This is a genomic window from Candidatus Limnocylindrales bacterium (genome assembly GCA_035571835.1).
Classification (GTDB): Bacteria; Desulfobacterota; Binatia; order UBA1149; family CAITLU01; genus DATNBU01.
In genome coordinates, this window is record DATNBU010000044.1 from 62,585 (window position 1) to 83,543 (window position 20,959).

17 protein-coding genes are annotated in these 20,959 nt (G+C 67.7%); 15 read left to right on the top strand and 2 right to left on the bottom strand.

The window, feature by feature from the left end:
• Position 1: 1 nt before the first annotated feature.
• The 9 genes from VN634_20960 to VN634_21000 all read left to right on the top strand — a co-directional run bounded on the left by VN634_20960 (position 2) and on the right by VN634_21000 (position 11,936).
• Positions 2-2,782, top strand: a complete 2,781-nt coding sequence (locus VN634_20960; GenBank protein HXC53369.1) for a PD-(D/E)XK nuclease family protein — start codon at positions 2-4, stop codon at positions 2,780-2,782.
• Positions 2,779-6,306 carry a UvrD-helicase domain-containing protein gene (locus VN634_20965; GenBank protein ID HXC53370.1) on the top strand — a complete coding sequence of 1,176 codons (3,528 nt, stop codon included), beginning with the start codon at positions 2,779-2,781 and terminating at the stop codon, positions 6,304-6,306. Before VN634_20960 ends, VN634_20965 begins: the two co-directional genes overlap by 4 nt.
• A gap of 62 nt (positions 6,307-6,368) precedes the next feature.
• Positions 6,369-6,896, top strand: coding sequence for a sigma-70 family RNA polymerase sigma factor (locus VN634_20970; protein HXC53371.1), 528 nt, complete (start codon positions 6,369-6,371; stop codon positions 6,894-6,896).
• Positions 6,893-7,570, top strand: coding sequence for an NrsF family protein (locus tag VN634_20975; protein HXC53372.1), 678 nt, complete (start codon positions 6,893-6,895; stop codon positions 7,568-7,570). Before VN634_20970 ends, VN634_20975 begins: the two co-directional genes overlap by 4 nt.
• 65 nt (positions 7,571-7,635) lie before the next feature.
• A complete protein-coding gene (locus VN634_20980) occupies positions 7,636-8,331 on the top strand; it encodes a crotonase/enoyl-CoA hydratase family protein (protein HXC53373.1) in 696 nt (231 codons plus the stop codon).
• Positions 8,332-8,444: 113 nt separating this feature from the next.
• A complete protein-coding gene (locus VN634_20985) occupies positions 8,445-9,002 on the top strand; it encodes a pyridoxamine 5'-phosphate oxidase family protein (protein ID HXC53374.1) in 558 nt (185 codons plus the stop codon).
• Positions 9,003-9,117: 115 nt separating this feature from the next.
• Positions 9,118-9,780, top strand: a complete 663-nt coding sequence (locus VN634_20990) for a DsbA family protein (GenBank protein ID HXC53375.1) — start codon at positions 9,118-9,120, stop codon at positions 9,778-9,780.
• Positions 9,777-10,982 (top strand): M20 family metallopeptidase, encoded by a 1,206-nt coding sequence (locus tag VN634_20995; protein ID HXC53376.1) that lies wholly within the window; start codon positions 9,777-9,779, stop codon positions 10,980-10,982. Before VN634_20990 ends, VN634_20995 begins: the two co-directional genes overlap by 4 nt.
• A 135-nt stretch (positions 10,983-11,117) precedes the next feature.
• Positions 11,118-11,936, top strand: coding sequence for an isocitrate lyase/phosphoenolpyruvate mutase family protein (locus tag VN634_21000; protein ID HXC53377.1), 819 nt, complete (start codon positions 11,118-11,120; stop codon positions 11,934-11,936).
• On the opposite strand, the gene VN634_21005 is transcribed toward VN634_21000, so the two are convergent.
• A complete protein-coding gene (locus VN634_21005; GenBank protein ID HXC53378.1) occupies positions 11,919-13,559 on the bottom strand; it encodes an FAD-binding oxidoreductase in 1,641 nt (546 codons plus the stop codon). The two genes, VN634_21000 and VN634_21005, sit on opposite strands and share 18 nt — an antisense overlap.
• 108 nt (positions 13,560-13,667) lie before the next feature.
• Between VN634_21005 and VN634_21010 the strand changes: the two genes are divergently transcribed.
• From VN634_21010 to VN634_21035, 6 genes are all read left to right on the top strand, one after another.
• The gene (locus tag VN634_21010; GenBank protein ID HXC53379.1) at positions 13,668-14,714 is read left to right on the top strand and encodes a glycosyltransferase; all 1,047 of its coding nucleotides are present in this window, start codon (positions 13,668-13,670) and stop codon (positions 14,712-14,714) included.
• Positions 14,715-14,877: 163 nt separating this feature from the next.
• Complete coding sequence (locus VN634_21015; GenBank protein HXC53380.1) at positions 14,878-16,533, top strand: long-chain fatty acid--CoA ligase; 1,656 nt, start codon at positions 14,878-14,880, stop codon at positions 16,531-16,533.
• Positions 16,533-17,624 (top strand): galactokinase, encoded by a 1,092-nt coding sequence (gene galK / locus VN634_21020; protein HXC53381.1) that lies wholly within the window; start codon positions 16,533-16,535, stop codon positions 17,622-17,624. Before VN634_21015 ends, galK begins: the two co-directional genes overlap by 1 nt.
• A gap of 33 nt (positions 17,625-17,657) precedes the next feature.
• The gene (locus tag VN634_21025; protein HXC53382.1) at positions 17,658-18,308 is read left to right on the top strand and encodes an exopolysaccharide biosynthesis protein; all 651 of its coding nucleotides are present in this window, start codon (positions 17,658-17,660) and stop codon (positions 18,306-18,308) included.
• Between the two features lie 43 nt (positions 18,309-18,351).
• On the top strand, positions 18,352-18,543 hold the full coding sequence (locus VN634_21030) for a hypothetical protein (protein ID HXC53383.1): 192 nt from the start codon (positions 18,352-18,354) through the stop codon (positions 18,541-18,543).
• Complete coding sequence (locus VN634_21035) at positions 18,540-20,348, top strand: DUF6600 domain-containing protein (protein ID HXC53384.1); 1,809 nt, start codon at positions 18,540-18,542, stop codon at positions 20,346-20,348. Before VN634_21030 ends, VN634_21035 begins: the two co-directional genes overlap by 4 nt.
• On the opposite strand, the gene VN634_21040 is transcribed toward VN634_21035, so the two are convergent.
• Positions 20,342-20,842, bottom strand: a complete 501-nt coding sequence (locus tag VN634_21040; protein HXC53385.1) for a peroxiredoxin — start codon at positions 20,840-20,842, stop codon at positions 20,342-20,344. The two genes, VN634_21035 and VN634_21040, sit on opposite strands and share 7 nt — an antisense overlap.
• Between the last annotated feature and the right edge of the window lie 117 nt (positions 20,843-20,959).

Below are 20,959 nucleotides of genomic sequence, written 5' to 3' on the forward strand. Positions count from 1 at the left end.
CTTGCCCGACGCTGCCCACGACGCAGAGCTGCTTCGCCTCGTCGACTCCGATCCGCCGGCCTGGATTGTCACGCCGACCCGAAGACTCGCGCGCGCGTTGACGCTTCGGGTCGCCGAGCTTCGGGCCGCGGCGGGTCGCGAAGTCGGTGACGCCGCGTCCATCGATTCGGTCGACGACTGGATGCGGCGGCTCGGCCTCCAGCTCCTCGCACACCGGGCGGCGAGCGGGCGTCCGGCCCGCGTACTTCTGTCACCGCAAGCCGAGCGGCTCGCGTGGGAGAAGATCATCTTTCGCATGCCGGGCGATCTTCCGCGCGAGCTGCTCGACGTCAGCGCGCTCGCGGGCACGGCGGCGACGGCGTGGGAACGCTGCTGTCTTTGGGGTGAGCCGTCGTGGTCGGATCCGATGACACAGGATGCCGAGGCATTTCGCGACTGGTTGCCGGCATTTCGCGCGTGGCTCGACGAACGCGACTTCGTCACGGCAGCCGAGCTGCCGGCTCTGATTGCCGATGCGATCGAGCACGACGATTTGGGCGCTCCGTTGCCGGCAATCCTCGTCGCGCCGGCGTTCGAAAAGCACGAGCCTGCGCTCGCGCGGATCGTCGCAGCACTCGGCGCGCGCGGCATCCAGATCCGCGACCGTATCACGCAACCGGCAAGAGCGGCCGCCGCTGCGCAGGTCTGGCGCGCGGCGACGCCGGCGTCCGAGCTGCGCACCGTTGCCGCCCGCATTCGGGAACGCCTCATTGCCGACCCCAATCTGCGCGTCGCCGTTCTTACGCCCGATCCGTCGGCCTACGGAGCGCGACTCGAGCGAATCTTCGAAGAAGAGCTCGATGCGCCGGGAATGCTCACAATCGGCGCCGTCTCCAGGCGCCGCTTCGACTACGCCGAGGCTCCGAAACTCGCCGACTATCCGCTGGTCGCCGGGGCCCTCGAGCTGCTTGCGCTGCCTTCGCACGGCGTCGATTTCGGCGCGGCATCGCGCATCCTGCTCGGTGAGTTTCCGCGCACGGTAAGCGCGGCCGGCGCCGGCGCGCCGATCGACAATGGCGCAGACGACCGCATCCGTCGCGGCACCATAGAAGCGCGCCTCAGGCGCGAGCGCGCTGCGGCGCTCAGGCTCGCGTTCAGCGAGACGAGTCTTGCGACTGCGCTTCGCAAGGGTGGACTGGAGCGGCGCGCACGCGCGCTCGAGACCATTTCGCGCAGGCTCGAAGCCGACAACGGCAAGAGGCGATCTCCGAGCGGCTGGCGCAGCGAATGGATCGATCGCCTCGAGATGTGCGACTGGCCGGGCCCGCTGCGCGGCGACGTCGAGGGCCTGGTGTTCCGCCGCTGGCGGGACGCGATGGACGCGTTCGCGATGCTCGAGTTCGTCGAGCAGTCGATGGATGCGTCAGAAGCTCTGCGCCGTCTTCGCGAGATCTGCGAGCAGACGCCCGTGCAGCCGGCTTCCGAGCATCACAGCGTCCAGGTCATGAACCTGCTCGACGCCGCAGGGCTGGACTTCGACGTCGTCTACGCGATCGGGATGACGGCAAGCGTTTTTCCGGCAGCGCCGCGGCCGAATCCGCTGCTGCCCGTCCGCTGGCAGCGCGTGCAGCCGGGAATGCCGCGGGTTTCCGTCGAAGCCGAGCGTGAGCTCGCCGACCGCGTGTGGCAGCGCGTGCTCCGATCGGCCGGGGAGGTGCATGCGAGCTATGCGAGCGCCGGAGACAGCGGCGAAGACAACGTCGCGTCCGCATGCATCGCCGGCCTCGAGCCGATGGATGCCGGCCGCAGCGAAGGAGTTGCGTGGTGGGCTGCTGCCTCGGCTGCATTGGAACCGAGGCCTGCGGAGAAACCTGTCGCGCCGCTGGTGCGAAGCGGAGGCGCATCGATCCTGCGCCATCAGAGCGACTGTCCGTTTCGTGCGTTCGCAGCCGTACGGCTCGGCGCCGAACCGCTCGACGCCATCGGCCCGCAGCCGAATGCATCCCAGCGCGGCACGCTCGTGCACGCCGCGCTCGCCGCTGCGTACCGGCTGATCCCGACCTCCGACGACCTCAAGGGACTGGGGAATGGAAATATCGACGAGCTTGCACGCGACGTTGCGCGGGAAACCGTCGACGGCGCGGGCGACGTGTTCGACGACGCGCCCGATCTTGCCGCGTCCGCGCGCATGTGGCTCGCCGAGCTCGTCGCTTCGTGGATGCGTCACGAGCGCGACGACCGCCGCGGACCGTGGGCAGTGGAATCGCTCGAAGCGGATTTCACCGGGACGTTCCCGCCGGACGCCGAGACGCCGCTGACTTTCCACTACCGGCCGGACCGCATCGATCGCGTCGAAGACGGCGCGCTCGTCATCATCGATTTCAAGACTTCCGGTTCGGCCAAGACTCCGAGCGCGTGGAACGGCGACCGGCCGGCCGAGCCGCAGCTTCCGCTGTATCTCGCGCTGCGCATGGCTGCCGGCTACAGCGTCGACGGCATTGCGTTCGGCAATCTTTCGGCTCGCGACGCCTGCGTGCTCGCAGGCGCCGGGGCGCGTGAGTTCTCGGACAAGTTCGCGCCGCCGACCAGGAAGAAGCTGAGGACCAGGGCCGACTACGACACCGCGGTCTCGGCCTATCTCGCCGCAACGAGCGAGCTCGCGCACGCCTATCTGCGAGGCGATGCCGGCGTCGATCCGCGCAAATCGGCCGTCTGCACGCTCTGTCGCGGACACGCGCTGTGCCGTGTGGGCGAGAGCGGCGCAGCCGACGACCAGAACGGCGAAGAGGAGAACGGCGAATGAGCGCCGCCGCGTCGATCGATGCGATCGAGGACGTCGAGCAGCGGCGCCTGGCGCTCGACGTCGGGCAGAGCTTCGTCGTGCAGGCTCCTGCAGGCAGCGGCAAGACGGGGCTTCTCGTGCAGCGTTTCCTCGCGTTGCTCGCGCGCGTCGAGCGCCCGGAAGCGGTGCTTGCGATCACGTTTACCCGCAAGGCTGCCGGCGAGATGCGCCGCCGCATCATCGATGCGCTGCGCGACGCCGAGGAAAGCCGCATGCCGCCCGTGGACGACTTCGCGCGGCAGAGCCGCGAGCTTGCGAGCGCGGTTCTGGCGCGCGACGCGGCGCTCGGCTGGCAACTGCTGCGCTCGCCGTCGCGGCTGCAGGTCTTCACCATCGACAGCTACTGCTCGCGGATCGTGTCGGGCACGCCGCTGCTGTCGCGACTCGGCAGCACGCCGCGTGTGGTCGAGCATCCGAACGCGCTCTACCGCGAAGCCGCACGCCGCACGCTGTCGTCGGAGGGACGCGCCGGGCTTGCCGAGCCGCTCGAGGTCCTGCTCGAGCGCTACGAGATGGGCCTCGACAGGCTCGAAGCGCAGCTGGTCGCAATGCTTTCCCGCCGCGACCAGTGGCTCGAGGGAGTGAGCGAGCACAGCGACGACGAAGCCGCGTGGGTCGCCCGCATCGAAGCTGCAATGACCAAAGCGCTCGCCGCCGAGGTCGCCGAGGTCGCCGCCGGCCTGGACGATGGTTTCTTCGATCGCATTCACGATGTCGCGGTCCGAAGCCGCGCGCAGCCTGACGCGCAGCCCGAGGACTGGCCGACGCTCGGCGCGACGCATTTTCTCGGCCCCCGGATCGAATCGGCACCGGCCTGGAAACAGGCCGCGGCACTGCTCGCGAAGAAAGGCGAGCTGCGCACGCCGCGAAGCAACAGCGACGACGTGCACGGCGGCGATCCGACGACGAAAGCGCTCCTCGACGGCCTGCTCGAGGAGATCGCCGGGCTCCCGGAGGCGCACGGCAAGGCCTGGCGCCGCGCGCTCAAGCGCTCGACGAAGCTCGCGAGCTCGCCGCGGTTTGGCGAAGAAGGCCGCGCCGCGCTCGGCGCGTTCCTCGCCGTGCTCCGGCATGCGGCGGCGACCCTTTGGCTCGTGTTCCGCGAGCATCGCGAAGTGGACTTCGCGCAGGTTGCCCTCGCAGCGGTCGATGCGCTGCGTCCCGGCGAGACGCTCGAAAACCTCGACGCGCGCATCGAGCACATTCTCGTCGACGAGTTCCAGGATACGAGCGTGCTGCAGTGCGGCCTGCTGCGCGGCCTGACGTCGGGATGGCAGCACGGCGACGGGCGCACGCTCTTTCTGGTCGGCGATCCGATGCAATCGATCTACCGCTTCCGCAAGGCGGAAGTCGGGCTGTTCCTGTCGGCGCGCCGTGATGCCGATTTCCTCGCGACCTGTCCGCTGACCTCGCTCGGCCTGGTCGTCAACTTCCGCTCGACGCGAAGCATCGTCGGCTGGGTCAACGGCGCATTCTCGACGCTGCTCGGCGATCACGACGATGCGGCGCGCTCGCTCGTTGCATTCGCGTCGGCTTCGACCCGCCCGCGAGCCGCCGAAGGCATAGCCGTCGATTTCGTGATGTGGGACTCGCCGTCGCTGCCGCGCGACGCCGATGCAGACGCTGTCGAAGCGGCGGGTCTCGCCGACTGGATCGCGGCCGACGCTCGCGAGCGCCGCACGCGCGGCGCGGCGTCGGCCGGCCACGCACCGATCGCAGTGCTCGTGCGCGGCCGCAGTCATGCGCTGCCATTGCTGCGGGCACTCGAGAGCCGCGCCCCCGACGTGCGGCTTCGCGCTCCGGGCCTCGACATGCTCGGCGACCGCGGGGTCGCGCAGGATCTCGAGGCGCTGACGCGCGCGATCGTTCATCCCGGTGATCGGCTGAGCTGGCTCGCCGTGCTGCATTCGCCTCAGGTCGGCCTGCCGTTTTCCGATCTCGCGCTGCTCGTCGAGCCCAGCGTTGCGGCGACGTCCGCGCGGCGCGCCACGGCGATCCCGCTGCTGCTTCGCGATCGCGAAGCGCTGTCGCGGGTCGGCGACGATTCGCGCCGCCGCATCGCTCGCCTGCTCGGCATCCTCGACGCTGCGCGCGCGGAGCTCGCCACGCGCAGCATCGACTCGGTCGTACGCACCGCGTGGCTGCGTCTCGGCGGACTGGCGTCACCTTCGCAGACGACCGGTACGGCTGCACTCGACGCCGATGCGTTCTTCGATCTGCTCGCGTCGCATGCGCGTGGCGGCAGCGTCGATCTCGACGACCTCGCCGCGGCGCTGGCAGACACCGAAGCAGCGGTCGATCTCGATGCGGACGCGGACGTCGAGATCATGACGATGCACAAGGCCAAGGGGCTCGAGTTCGACACGGTGATCCTGCCGGCGCTCGGGCGCGGTACCGGCGGCAACGACGGAATGCCGCTGGCGATGGAAACCAATGCGAAGACCGGCCTGCTGGCGATGGTCGCGCCGCGCGAGGCGCGCGGCCGCAACGACGAGGACGGCGACAAGTACGTCTTCCTGCAGCATCGCGAAAAGCGGCGCGGCGACAACGAGCGCCTGCGCGTGCTCTACGTTGCCGCGACTCGCGCGAAACATCGCCTGATCCTGTCGGCAGCGCACGGACGGCTGAGCAAGAAGACCGGGAAGCCGCACGTTGCGTCGTTGCTCGCGGCGCTCGAGCCGGCGCTGCCGTTGACGAGTGCACGCATTGCGATGGTTGCCGACCCGCCGGCAGGCGTGCGGGCGCCGTCACTGCGACTCGGTGTCGAGCCGGCGCTGGCGAGCGTGCCGGCCGGCATCGTCGATCGCTCGGTGTCTTCCGCGGCACCGTCGGCGCTGGCGGAGGTAACGCCGAAGTTCTTTTCCCACAGCCGCAAATCTGCGCACATCGGCACCGTCTACCACGCATTCGTGCAGCGCATCGCCGGTGACGGGCCCGACGCCTGGCCGCCGGCGCGCGTCACGGCCGAACGCACGGTGATCGCACATGCCCTTCGCAGCGCAGGCGTATTGCCGGTGGAGCTCGACGATGCGGTCGCACGCGTAAGCGCTGCGCTGGTCGCGACGCTCGAAGACGCCGACGGCCGGTGGCTTCTCGCGGCGCACGACGACGCACGGTCGGAGTGGGCGATGCTTGCCTACACCGACCGCGACCGGCGGCTCACCAGCGCAGCCGTCGATCGCAGCTTCGTCGAGAACGGCACGCGATGGATCGTCGACTTCAAGACGGGCCGTCCCGGCGAGCCCACCGAGGATGACGAGACGCTCGTCCCGGCTGCCGACCCGGTCGACGCGGTGCGCCGCCAGTACGCGCCCCAGTTGGCTCGTTATCGCGATCTGGTGCGCGGGCGCTGCGGAGACGACCTCCCGGTTCGCGCGGTCCTCTATTTCGCCGAGTGGCCGTCCGGCCGACTGCAGGACGTCACCGGCCTGCTCGATCAGATGGCTGCGAATCCAGAGCATGCCGCAAGTAACCTTGCGCGCTGAGTGGCGTCTCACGTGATGGCCCGAACGCTTTCGACCGCTGGCGGAGCACGATCGACTTGAGAATGGGCGCAGACCTCGCGGCCCTGATGCTCGCGGCGCAGGCCGGCGACCAGGACTCGTATCGCGTGCTTCTCGAGGAGCTGCAGCCGGTCCTGCGCTCGTACGTGAAACGCCGGATCCGCGACGAGGAGGCGGCAAACGACATCTGCCAGGACGTTCTTCTTACGATGCACCGCGTGCGACACACCTTCGAGCCCGGACGTTCCTTCGAGCCGTGGTTCTATGCGATCGCGCGCAGCCGCTTCATCGATCATCTCCGCCGGCGCCGCCGGCGCGGCGACCTCGAAGTCGGCGACGATGCGGTCGCGGAAATCGTCGCCGAAGAGCCGAGCGCCGGCTGGGGACAATTCCTCGAGCTGCTCGAACGTCTGCCGGAATCGCAGCGCGAAGCATTCTCGATGCTGAAGATCGAAGGCCTGTCGGTCGAAGAGGCGGCCGAACGCGCCGGCGTCAGCATTTCCGCACTCAAGGTCCGCGCACATCGCGCTTATGGCGTGCTGCGGCGCGGCCTGCTCGGGAGCGAAGAATGAGCGATCCGCGCACATCGACTTCCGGCGATCTCGTCGGCCGGCTGGTTGCCGATCTCGCTCCGGTGCGCCCGGTCCGGTCCGGGCGCATGGTCGCTATAGCGGTCGCGCTCGAGATTGCCGTCGTGCTCGTCGTGGCCTGGCTGTTCGGGTTCCACATGGCGCGGCCGGAGCGCATCTTCGATCCGGCGTTTGCCGGGCTGCTCGGCGCGCTTGCTGCCGGCGCTGTGGCGAGTGCGCGCACGATGACGATGCTTTCGGTGCCGGGCCGGCCTGTCTCCCGTGCGCTTCGCGCATTCGTGCTCGCGCTTCCGCCCGTGCTCGCGGTCGCGATGATCGTATTCTCGCCATGGGGTGGGTCGTTCCACGGATTTGCAGCGGTGGTCGTCGAAGGGTTCGGCTGCACGAAGAACACGCTGCTCGTCGCGACGCCTGCGTGGCTTGCCGGTCTTCTGTTCCTGCGGCGGCTTGCGCCGCTCGACCCGCTGCGTGTCGGGCTCTTCAGCGCGTGCGCGGCGCTGCTCGCCGCGGCCGTCGTCGTGCAGATGGCGTGCCCGAGCTGCGACTCGTGGCACCTGGCGATCTCGCACTACGTGCCGCTGCTCGTGGCCGCGTGGGTAGCGGCGATGCTGTCGCCGGTCGTGCTGTCGCTGCGGGCGCCGGAATCCCGCTCGTAGACGACGGCGACCCGGCCGGCGACACTCGTTGTCTTCGAAGCCGGACCTGTCTATCTGCGGTGCCCATGAGCACCAGCGCAGTAACCGTAACGATCGAAAACACGACGGCCGTCGTCACCGTCGACGACGGCCGTGCAAACGCCTTGTCGGCCGACGTCCTCGACGGCCTCGGCGAGGCGCTCGACCGTGCGGAGACGGATGACGTCGCGGCGGTCGTGATGACCGGACGTGCCGGCCGCTTCTGTGCAGGTTTCGATCTGACGGTAATGATGGCCGGTGCGCGCGAGCGCCGCGTGCTCGTCGAAAAGGGCGCGCATCTGTTCCTTCGCATGGCCGAGTTTCCTCGCCCGATCGTGCTCGCGTGCAGCGGCCATGCGCTGGCGGCGGGAGCGGTGTGGCTGTGCTGCGTCGACTGGCGGATCGGGGCCGACATCGATGCCAAGATCGGCCTGAACGAAGTGGCCATCGGAATGCCGCTGCCGATTTTTGCGATGGAGGTCGCGCGCGAGCGGCTGTCGAAGCGGCATTTCCTTGCCGCCACGGCGCACGCCCGCATCTACCAGCCGCGCGAAGCAGTCGATGCCGGCTATCTCGACGAGGTGGTGCCGGCCGCCGACCTGTTGAGCGCCGCGAAGGCGAAAGCCGCAGCCCTCGCACAGCTCAAGCAGCCCGCGTTCGCGCTCACCAAAAAGTCCGCGATGCGCGCAACGCTGCGCCACATCCGCGACACGCTCGAAGAAGACATGGACCGCGTCGGCTAGGGGGACTGGAGGGATCTGGAGGGGACTGGTACGGATTTCCCAAAGCGAGGCGACAAGTACACATCTTCGCACCGGGAAATCTGTACCTGTGCCCGTTTTCGACCGGAGCAGAAATGGAAGTTTTCGATCACATCTCCGAAGACCTGGCCGCGTTCATCGCCGAGCAGCCGATGTTTTTCGTGGCCACGGCCCCGCTTTCCGGCGGACACGTCAACCTGTCGCCGAAAGGCCTCGATACGCTGCGCGTGATCGGACCGACGATGGTCGCGTACCTCGATCTTACCGGCAGCGGCAACGAAACCTCGTCGCATCTTGCCGAGAACGGCCGCCTTACGCTGATGCTGTGCAGCTTCGGTGCGAGGACGATGATCCTTCGCCTCTACGGCCGCGGACGCACCGTGCTGCCGGACGATCACGCCTACGGACTGCTGCGCCCGCATTTCGGTGACATCGTCGGCGAGCGCCAGATCATCGTGCTCGACGTCGAGCGCGTGCAGACGTCGTGCGGCTACGCGGTGCCGCGCATGGACAATCCGCGCCAGCGCGACACGCTGGTGCGCTGGGCCGAGAAGAAGGGCGACGAAGGCCTGAAGAACTACCGCGCCGAGAAGAACGCGCTCAGCATCGACGGACTTCCGGCACCGATCGGGCGCACGCGATCCACCGATTGACCTGCGATTCCCTGCGATCGGCTTGGACGATCGGCGACCGGCGACGACCGACCTGCAACTGACCCGCGCGCGGCCGCCTTGAGGTCGCGCGACTGCGGTGCCACGATCCATCCGCGTGACGCTTCCACGAATTCGGTTCACCATCTGGTCCGATGTGCTGTGTCCGTGGTGTTACAACGCTGCGGTCTGCCTCGAACGCGTCCAGCACGACGTCCGCGACAAAGTCCGCCTCGATCTCGTCTACAAAAGCTATCTGCTGCGGCCGAATCCGGAGCCGAAGTCGCCGGAACGATTCCGCCGTTATACCGAATCGTGGCTGCGGCCGGCTGCGCAGCCCGATGCCGGCGAATTTCGCGTGTGGCAGACCGACGAGCCGCCGCCGTCGCATTCGCTGCCGCCGGCGATCGCCGTCAAGGCTGCCGCGCGACAGAAGAGCAGCGGTGAGAACGACACCTTCACGACGTATCATCGCGCGCTGATGCAAGCGTACTTCGCGCGCAATCTCGACGTGACGTCGCGCCGCAACATCCTCCTCGTCGCGCGCGAATGCGGACTCGACGAATCGGCGATGGAGCGTGATCTCGACGATCCGGCGCTCGCTGCGCTCGTCGTCGCCGAGCACAACGAAGCGTTCGAGCTCGGCATCTCCGGCGTGCCGTGCGTCGTCATCGATGGCGGGTTCCAGCTGCCCGGCAGCCAGGAACGCGCCGTGTACGAACGCGTGATCGATCGTCTGCTGGCGCGCATTGCGTCGCCCGCAGATCAAGGAGTCCTATGAGCCTGCACACCACCGAACTGACGCTCATGCATGCGCTTCGCGCGGAAGCGGGCGAGCTTTCCCAGCGTATGGTCGCCAACCGCCGCCGCATCCACATGTTCCCGGAACTCGGGCTTCGCCTTCCGGCTACCGAAGCGGTGATCGTCGAAGAGCTGAAACGGATCGGTGTCGATTCGATCAAAACTGGCGAAGCGCTGAGCTCGGTAGTCGCCGAGATCAGAGGAATCGGCGGGACGGCGGGCCGGCCGCAGACGGTCGCGCTTCGTGCCGACATGGATGCGCTGCCGCTCGGCGAGCACAACGATCTCGACTTCGCGTCGAAGAACACGGGCTGCATGCACGCCTGCGGCCACGACGCGCACATCTCGATGCTGCTCGGGGCGGCGGAGATTCTGGTTGCGCGGCGAGCGGGCTTCGGTGGAACGGTGCGTCTTCTGTTCCAGCCGGGCGAGGAAGGCTACGGCGGGGCGAGAATCATGATCGAGGAAGAAGCGCTTGCGGGCGTCGATGCGGCCTTCGCGCTGCACGTCGATCCGAGCTCTCCGGCCGGAACGCTGTGCGTGCGCAAGGGCACGATCATGGCGTCGGCCGATTCGTTCATGGTGACGTTCAAGGGCGCAGGCGGGCACGCATCGATGCCTCATCACACGCGCGATCCCATCCCGGCCATCGGTCCGTTCGTCGACGGGCTTTCGCACGCGGCCGCACGGGAGACCGATCCGGACGATCGCGTGGTGCTCAGCGTGACGCAGGTTCGCGCGGGCACGACCAACAATGTGATTCCACCGATCGCCGAATGCGGCGGGACGATCCGCGCGCTCAGCGGACGCGGTCGTGCTGCTGCCCACGAGCAGCTTCGCCGGATCGCGCGCGGTGTTGCCGCGGCGCGCGGCATCCACGTCGACGTCAGCGTGCACGACGGATATCCGCCGACCGTGAACCATGATGCACCGGTCGAGCTCATGGAGCGTACGGCCGAGCGCGTCGGCCTTCGCGTGCTGCGGATGCCGAGCCCGGTCATGGGCGCCGAGGACTTCTCGTACATGCTCGAGCGCGTGCCCGGTGCGTTCGCGTTCCTCGGTGCTCGAACTGAAGGCGGCGGCCCGCTGCACTCGGACCTGATGAAGCTCGACGAATCCGTGTTCGCGAGCGGGGCGGCGCTTCATGCCGCCGTCGCGATGTCCTATCTGGCAGGGAACTGAAGACCGGAAAAGCGGGGACAGACACCGATTTCCGGAAATCGGTGTCTGTCCCCGATTTTCCCGTTCTCGATGAGGTCCGGAAATCGCCAGAGTCCTCGTGACGCGGCTGCTAAGGTCGGCGCATAGGAGATCCCGATGACAACCAACGCCGACATCTTTCATTCGCTTCATGCGGGGCCCGGGCTGCTGCTGCTGCCCAACTGCTGGGATGCAGGAAGTGCCAGGCTGCTCGAGCATCTCGGCGCGCGCGCCGTTGCGACGACGAGCGCAGGGCTCGCATGGTCGCTCGGGTTTCCCGACGGCGACGCGCTGCCGGTCACGAAGCTCGCTGCGGCGGTCGAATCGATCGTTCGCGTGATCAGGATCCCGCTCAGCGTCGACATGGAAGGCGGTTATTCAGACGATCCGGCAGACGTCTCGGAAGCGGTCGCGGCGATTGCCGGCGCCGGCGGGGTGGGCATCAACCTCGAGGACGGCGCGATGCCTCCCGACCTTTTCGTGCGAAAGCTCGAAGCGGCGCGAAAGGGCGCCGATCGTGCCGGCGTGCGCATGTTCGTCAACGCTCGCACGGACACATATCTGCGTGCGCTCGTGCCGGAGAACCGCCTGGTCGGCGAAACACTCGCGCGGGCCGGCATGTTCCGTGACGCAGGCGCCGACGGCTTCTTCGTTCCGAAGGTCGTCGCGGACGACGCGATCCGCGAGATCGCAGCGTCGTGCGGGCTGCCGCTGAACGTGCTCGCGTGGCACGGTCTGTCGCCGTCTCGCGAGCTCGAAAAGCTCGGCGTGCGCAGGGTGAGCGCCGGCTCGTCGATCGCGCAGGCCGCGTGGGGAAGAGCACGAGACGCCGCGGCGACGTTTCTCGCCGACGGCTACACGCCGGCCCTGTTCGAGAACGCGATGCTGTACGGCGACATCAACCCGTTGTTCGCCGAGTCAGCTCGAGGCCGATGACGCGCCGACGATAACACCGGGATTCATCACTCCTGCCGGGTCGAGCGCACGCTTGGCCGCCGCCAGCGCGTCGCCGAACAGCGCCGGCCGCTGGCGCTCGTACCACGGCATGTGATCTCGCCCGACCGCATGATGATGCGTGATCGTGCCGCCGAGGCGCAGCAGCGCCTCGGACGCGGCGCTCTTGATCGCGTCCCAGTCCTCGAGCTGACGCTCCGGCGACGACGGCGCAAGGATCGTGAAATACGGCGCCGGGCCGTCCGGATACACATGCGTGAAGCGGCACGTGACCGAGCCTCCGCCGCAGCGTCGCTCGAGCTCGCTCCTGACGGCTTCGGTCACACCCGAATGAAATGCTTCGAAGCGGTCCCACGTGATCGCGGTTTCGAACGTGTCGCTGATCATGCCGAGGCCGACCAGCGCGTCGCGCATGTACGGCGCGCGCAGGAACGCATCGCGCCACGCACCGGCGGCGCCTTCGCGCCCGGCGCGATCGTCGCTGCGCGTGCGGCCCGCACCTTCCGGGTACTGTCCGCCATGGTCGCGCACCATCTCGAGCGCACGCGCCATCCATGCGTCGAGCGGATGATCGGCCGACTCGAACGCGAGGATCAGGACGTGGTGCGTGCCGTCGCCGGCTCCGCTGGTCATGGCTTCGCCGGCATCGAGGAGACGAAGATTGGTCGGATACAGCGAGGAGTGCGACAACGCGCGCACCGCGCGCGCCGCAGCGTAATAGTCCGTGAACGTTGCGCTCGCCGATGCGCGATACTTCGGCCGGTCCTGCAGCCGCATCCACGCTTCGGTGACGATGCCGATCGAGCCTTCGGATCCGATCACGTAGCGATCCGGGCTCGGCCCCGCGCCTGATCCCGGAAGGCGGCGGCTTTCGAGAACGCCGGCCGGCGTCACCGTGCGCAGCGACTCGACGAAATCGTCGATGTGCGTGTAAAGCGTCGCGTAGTGGCCCCCGGAGCGCGTCGCGATCCAGCCGCCGAGCGTCGAGAATTCGAACGACTGCGGGAAATGCCGCAGCGTGAGCTCGTGCGGCCTGAGCGCGTCTTCGAGCGCCGGCCCGTAGATGCCGGCCTGGATGCGCGCAGAGCGCGACGCGCGATCGATCTCGAGCACGCGGTCGAGCGCGCCGAGATCGATCGAGATGCTGCCGGCAAAATCGTCGAGGCCGCGCGCTTCGACGCCGCCGACGACCGACGAGCCGCCGCCATATGGAATGGCCGCGATGCGCGCCGATGAGCACCAGTCGAGAAGCCGCACGATGTCTTGTTCATTCTTCGGATACGCGACCAGGTCCGGAGCCGGCGAGAAGTCGCGGCGGAATGCGCGCACGACGTCGCGATACGCTTTGCCGTACGTGTGCGATGCCCGGTCGAGCGGGCGTTCGGAGACGATCGCTGCGAGCGCCGAAGGAGCCGCTATGCGCGGCGCGCGCAGCGCGATCTCGTCGATCCGCGGCGGAGCGGCCGGCTCGCCGACGTCGAAGCCGAAGCGCGCGGCCAGCATCGCGCCGATCGCCTTCTGATGATCGATGCCCGGGGCTTCGTCCTCGTAGCCCCAGCCCCAGAATTTCCGTTCGCGTTCCGCCGGCCGCGCGTCTGTCGTCATGCCACGGCCCTTCGCACTCAGGCCATCTCGTTGCAAGGCCGCGCGGTCTCCGCAAAAACCGCGGCAGTCGCGGTTTGCCGAAAACCCCGGCCTGCCCCGGTTTCGCAGATGATCCACCCGCCGCTTGTCTCGATCGCGCTTCCGGTGCGCAACGCGGGGCCCTGGCTCGGCGAATGCCTCGACTCGATCCTCGCGCAGAGCGAACCGCGCTTCGAGCTCGTCGCAGTCGATGACGGCAGCAGTGACTCGAGTCGCGCGATGCTCGACGGGCTCGCCGCGAGCGATGCGCGGGTTCGCGTGCTCGAGACTCGCGAAAGTGCGCGCGGCATTGCCGAAGCTCTCAACGTCGCGCTCGCGGCCGCGAGCGCTCCATACCTCGTGCGAATGGACGCCGACGACCGCATGCATCCCGAGCGCCTCGCGAAGCAGATCGCTGCGCTTGAGGCCGACCCGGCGCTGTTCGGCGTCGCGTCGCGCGCTGCGGCGTTCTCCGCCGATCCGATCCAGGACGGCATGCGGGCGTACGTCGACTGGCAGAATGCTCTGCTCACTCCCGAAGAGCTGGCGCGCGACCGCTTCATCGAAAGTCCGGTGCTTCACCCGTCGGTCGCGCTGCGTACGGACGTCGTGCGCGAAACGCTCGGCGGCTGGCGCTCGACGGCGTGGCCGGAGGACTGGGAATTCTTCCTGCGCGCGTTCGAGGCGGGCCTTCGCATTGCGCGCTTGCCCGAAGTGCTCGTCGAGTGGCGGCTTCATTCGCTGCAGGCGACGCGCACGCATTCGCAGTACAGCGAAGATGCGCTGCTCGAGCTGCGTGCCGCGTATCTCGCGCGCTTCCTTCAGCGCGCCGCGACCAGTGACCGATCGCTGTGGATGCTCGGCGCGGGGCCGGTCGGCAAGGCGCTCGTCAAGGCGCTGTCGCGCCACGGCGTCGTGGCCAACGGGCTTGCCGACGTCGATGCACGCAAGATCGGCGGCATCGTGCGCGGCGCCGGGCATCGCTGGCGCGTCGCCGACTATCGCGATCTCGAGGCGATGACGCCGCGGCCGTTCGCCGTAAGCGCAGTGGCCGGGCCCGTCGCGCGCGAGAGGATTCGCGCCGTCCTGGCCGGATGGGGATGGGCAGAAGGCGACGATTTCGTCGTTGCCGCGTAGGCGTCGGCGGCCCGGGTTCCTTCGCCAATCCGACTCGTTTATTAGCTCGCGTCACGGCGTCCGGCGGAGCTCGTGATGCTGCGCCGGCGCGCGCTCGGAATCGTGAATAGCGCGCCCGGTTTTCGCATGACTCGCACGATCTGCACGCTTTGAGGGACCAGACATGACCATGCAACGTACCCCGCTCCTGCTTTCGCGCCTGATGGACCGCGGTCCGCACCTGAATCCGCACGAAGAGATCGTCACGCGCACGATGGCGGGCGGGCTCCATCGCCAGACGTACCAGGCGCTCAAGGCACGCGCATCGCAGGTCGCCAACGCGCTTCGCGCGGCGGGCATCCATCAGGGCGACCGGGTCGCGAGCTTCCAGTGGAACAACCATCGCCATCTTGAGCTCTACTACGCGGTGCCGTCGATGGGCGCCGTGCTGCACACGCTCAACATCCGGCTGAGCCAGCGCGATCTCGAATACATCATCAACCACGCCGCCGATCGCGTGATCTTCGTCGACGAGGATCTGCTGAAGCTGGTCGAGCCTCTCGCTACGAAGGCGCCGACCGTCGAGCAGTGGGTCGTCTGCTCCGACAGTCCGAGCGGGACCTGGAAGACATCGCTGCCGGGTACGGTCGGCTATGAAGAATGGATTGCGTCGCAGCCGGCGACGTACGAATGGCCCGAGATCGACGAGCATTCGCCGATGGGTCTTTGCTACACGAGCGGCACCACCGGAAATCCGAAGGGCGTCATGTACACGCACCGCTCGACGTACCTTCACACGATGGCGCAGGCGATGACCGACTCGCTCGGTCTATCGGCAACCGACTGTGTGCTGCCGATCGTTCCGATGTTCCATGCGATGAGCTGGGGCCTTCCGTTCACGGCCACCATGCTCGGGTGCAAGAACGTCCTTCCGAACTGTCACATGGACGCCAAGGACATTCTCGACCTGATGGCTGCCGAACAGGTGTCGGTCTCGGCCGGAGTGCCGACGATCTGGCAGGGACTTCGCGCAGCGATCGAAGCCGAGCCGGGACGCTGGGAGCTTTCGCATCTGTCGCGCGTGACGTGCGGCGGCTCGGCGCCGCCGGTGTCGCTGATGCGCTGGTACTGGGACAAGCTCGGCGTCGAGATGATCCAGGGCTGGGGCATGACCGAGACCAACCCGCTCGGCACGATCTCGCGCAAGGTCGCCAAGCGCTCGCAGCGCCAGCTTTCGCTCGACGAGCAGTTCGCCAACGCCGCCAAGGCCGGGCTTACGCTTCCCGGTCTCGAGATCGAGATCGTCGACGAGCATTTCCAGCCGCTTCCGCACGACGGAGAAACCGTCGGCGAGCTGCTGATCCGCGGCCCGTGGATCGCGTCGGAGTACTACGCCAATCCACAGCCGGAAAAGTTTCACGACGGCTGGCTGGTGACCGGTGACGTCGCGAAGATCGATGCGGAGCAGTACCTGATCATCGCCGATCGCTCCAAAGACCTCATCAAGAGCGGTGGCGAATGGATCTCGTCGGTCGATATCGAGAACGACATCGTCGCGGTCCCGGGCGTCGCGCAGGCCGCGGTCGTCGCGCAGCCGCATCCGAAATGGGACGAGCGTCCGGTGGCGCTCGTCGTGCTGGCTCCGGACGCGATCGTGACCGCTGCCGATGTGACGAAGCACCTCGCGAAGACGTTCGCGAAGTGGCAGCTTCCGGACGAGATCCTGTTCGTTGCGAGCCTGCCGCTGACGTCGACCGGAAAGCTCGACAAGAAGGTCATTCGCGCCGATCTCCAGGAGAAGGGTTACCGGCTGCCGGACCTGCGTTCCGCGCTGCAGTAATGACCCGCATCGTCGCGCCCGCCGACACGCAGCTTCTCGACGTGCGCACGCGCCGCGGATTCGGCGCACGCTTCGGCCGCGCGGCCGAGTTCGTCATCACGGCACCGGGCCGCGCCAACCTGATCGGCGAGCACACCGACTACAACGACGGCTACGTGCTGCCGTTCGCGCTCGCGCGTCGTACGGCCATCGCGGTTTCGCCGCGCGAGGGCAGGGCCGTGTGCTTTTCGAGCGCGCTCGCGCGCGGAGACGTCGAATTCTCGCTCGACGAACCGATCGTGCCGCGCGGCGAGCCGGCGTGGGGCGACTACGTGCGCGGCGTCGTTGCCGGTTGCCTGTCGGCCGGGCTCGACCCCGGCGGCTTCGATGCGTGGGTCGATTCGGACGTTCCGGTCGGTGCGGGCCTGTCGAGCAGCGCTGCGCTCGAGGTCGCCGCAGCGGGAGTCGTCGAACGCCTCGCCGGAGCATCGCTCGCGCCGCTCGCCAAAGCGCGGCTGTGCCAGCGCGCCGAGCACGAGTTTGCCGGCGTGCCGTGCGGAATCATGGACCAGATGGCCTCGATCCTGGCGACTACGGACGATCTGCTGCTGCTCGACTGCCGCGACAACTCGTGGCGCCAGGTTGCGCTTCCCGGCTCCGAGGTCGAAGTCGTCGTCGTCGATTCGGAGCTGCCGCACGATCTTGGCCAGGGCGAGTTCGCGCTTCGCGTCGAACAGTGCCGCGAGGCGGCGCGTAGGCTCGGCGTACGCTCCCTGCGCGACGCAACCCGTGAGCAGCTGTCCGCGCTCGCAGGGTACCCCGTGCTGCAGCGGCGCGCGCAGCACGTCGTCGAAGAAAACGCGCGCGTGCTGGCCGCCGTCGATGCGATCCGAACGAACGATTGGACGCACCTCGGCGTTCTTCTCGACGAAAGCCACCAATCGCTGCGCGACCTCTACGAAGTCAGTCGCCCGGAGATGGATGATCTCGCAGGCAGCCTGCGCTGCGCCGGCGCTCTCGGTGCGCGCATGACAGGGGGAGGATTCGGCGGATGCGCAGTCGCGTTGTTTCGAGCCGGCTCCCGGCCCGAGCGACTTTTTTCAGGAGAATAAACCCATATACAGACGCGGTTCGATTCGCCGCGCATGGTAGCCCGATCGCGAAAGACTTCTCTTTTTTCCGCTTCGACCGATGGCGGGAAGCGATTCACCGAGACCCTGCGCGCGATCGAGCGTCGCGCCGAGGATGGCCCGCTGACACTCGGCGAGCTGTTCGCGATCTGCGGTCCGCAGGGACACGCATTCGTGGCGATCTTTCTCGTGCTGCCGTTCCTGCAGCCGGTTCCGCTTCCAGGCATTTCGAGTGCGATCGGGATCGTGCTGGTAATCGTTGGTGCATTCGTCGCGCTGCAGCGGCCGCCGTGGCTGCCTCAGCGTCTTCGTTCGCTCGTCGTGCAGCCCGACGTGGTGCTTCGCATCTGCGCGCGGCTGGAGAGGCTGCTCGGACGGCTCGAGAAGGTCGTGCAGCCGCGGGGGCAATGGCTGTTCCCGCAGCGCTGGTTCCGGCTTACCAACGGTACGATCTGGATCATCCATGCGCTGGTCTTCTCGCTGCCGCTGCCGATCCCGCTGACGAATTTCTTTCCGGCGGTCGTGATCCTGCTGCTGGCGGTCGGCACGCTGGAGGAGGACTTTCGCGTCATAGCGGTTTCTTACGTCGCTGCGCTTCTGAACGTTCTGTTCTTTGGCGGGCTCGTTGCGCTGCCGACGCTCGGGTGGAAAGCGCTCACTCCTTGATCCTGCCCGCCTCCGCGGCGCATCCGAAAAAGTATTGCCCCTGTTGAAGGCGCCGGCCTCGCGTGCGTCGAATGGCGCGGTACTCCCGTTGCGCCGGTTGCCAGAATTTTCCGACCTGTCCGGTCTTTCCGGTCTTTCCGATCTTGCCGATCTTGCCGATCTTGCCGATCTTTCCGATCTTTCCGATCTTTCTGATGTTGGCCCGATCTTTCCGTCCACAAGGAGATCCGGATGAAATCAGCCCGTTGTTTCTCGCAGTCCGCCCTGCTCGCGTCGTTTCTCGGCATTTCGTTCGTCGGCGGAGCGGCCGTCGACTTCGTGGTCCCGGAAGAAGCCGACGCCGGCTACGATATCGACGAATCCTACTTCTACCTGTCGCTGTCTTCGGATGGCGGCTGGGTGAACAACGCGCAATTCGGCTGGGTCTGGTATCCGTACCATCGCCCCGTCGGCTGGAGACCATACACGCTCGGACACTGGGTCTGGACCGACTACGGCGAATGGCTGTGGGTTTCCGACGAGCCGTTCGGCTGGGCGACGTATCACTACGGGCGCTGGTTTCTCGATCCGATTTACGGATGGGTCTGGCTGCCCGGACGCGTCTGGGCGCCGGCCTGGGTAAGCTGGCGTGACTGCGACGATTACATCGGCTGGGCGCCGATCGGTCCGTGGGGCTACTACGACCGTCACAACCATCGCTACAGCGACTGGGATCGCTGGCACCACGACCATGACGACTGGGACGAGCATCGCGGCTACCGCCACGATCGCGACGACTCGGAAGACTGGAACTTCACGCGCAAGCGCGACTTCGTAAGTCCGCGCATCGACCGCGTCGTGCTCGATCATCACCGCGCGGTCGACGTGATGCGCAGGTCGCGCGACCTTCCGCCTCCGAGCGAAGACGACATGCGCATGGGCCGCGGCGTTTCGCGAGGCATCGGCAAGGACGTGATCGAGCGTGCCGCCGGCCGCCCGATCCGTCCCGTCAAGGTCGAAGATGCCGCCGAGCCGCCGCGCAGCGGCAAGGATTCCGCAGGCGCAGAGCATCATGGTGACCGCGGCGATCGCGTGCGCGTGTACCGTCCCGAAGTGCGCGAGCCGAAGCCGGACGCGACGCCCGATCGTCTCGGTGTCGCCAAGGCGCCCGGCAGGCCGAACGAAGCCGGCGTGCGCCACGAGCACGGCCGCGCGGCTCAGGCGGATCAGCCGCAGGGCCGCGATCCGATGAATCGTCCGCACGGTCGCGTCACCACCGATGAATCTCCGGCGCGCGAATCGAACGCGGGCCATCGCCATGGCGCGCAGCAGGACGCGGGTGAATCGGGCGGCCGCGCGCACGATGCGGCAGCGACGCCTTCGCGTGAAGCGCGGCAGCCGCGCGAACCGGAGGCGAACCGCGCTAACGATGCGGCAACCCGGCCGCCGCGCGACGAGCCTCATACTTATGGCGGCCGCGGTTCCTACGGTGATCGTGCCATGCAGCCGCGAGGCGACACCAACCATGGCCGCGGCGCGGCACCGCAGTCGTCCGGTGAGATGGAGCGCGGCTATCCGCACCAGGCGAATACTCCGCGTAGCGACACGATGGAGCGCGGCAGCGAGCGTCCCGTGTCGCATCCTCACGATCGCGACGCGAGCCGATCGTATCCGTCGTCGTCGTCGCGGGCGCCGCAATACACTGCGCCCGAGCCGGCGCCGCGCGAGCACGGACGCATGCCGCAGCACGAGGCACCGGCCGTATCACATGAGCGTGCTCCGGCGCCGCAGTACTCTCCGCAGGGAAACCATGGCGGTGGAAATCGTGAGAGCTCGTACGGCGCGCCGCCCCAGACCCACGCGCCGGCAGCGCACAGCGCGCCGCCGTCGTATCAGGGGCCTGCAACATACGGTGCGCACGGATCGGGAGCGCAGCCGTCCGCGCCAGCCGGTAGTCCGGGTGGCGGGTTCGGTGGTTACCAGGGCGGCGGTGGATTCGATTCGTCGCCGTCGCACGGTCACGGCGGTGGTGGAGGTGGCGGCGGCGGCCGTTATCACTGACCGCTTCGAAGAAGTCCCAAAAGCTCGTCCGCATGCGTTGCCGGATCTACCTTCGGCAGCGCATGCCGGATGATCCCCGATTCATCGATCACGTACGTGATGCGCCTGGCATGTCCGGCCGACGGTGAATCGCACGCGCCGTACGCCATGCCGATGCGGCGGTCGGTGTCGCACAGCAGCGGATAGCCGAAGCCAAACTTCTCCGCGAAAGCTTTGTTCGCCGGCGGCGCGTCGAAGCTGACGCCGAGGATGACGGCGCCGAGCGCATCGAACGCGGCCTGCTGCGCGCACAATCCTTTGCCCTCGACCGTGCATCCGGGGGTATCCGCTTTTGGATAGAACCACAGGATCACTTTGCGACCGCGCAGGTCGCTGAGCGCGATGGTGCGGCCATCGTGGGTCGGAGCGCGGAAATCGGGAGCCGGTGTGCCGGTATCGAGAAGCTTCGCAGGAGCAGGGGCGCCGCCTAGCAGCTTTTTAAGTTTTCCGAGCATCTGCGGTTCTCCTTCTGTCTGCCTTGCTTCGTTGCGAGGGCCTGGCGGGCCCCGGCGCATCCTTCGGCGAATCTTCGGTCGAGTTTCGATTGTGCGAAGATTCATCTCAACTGCTGC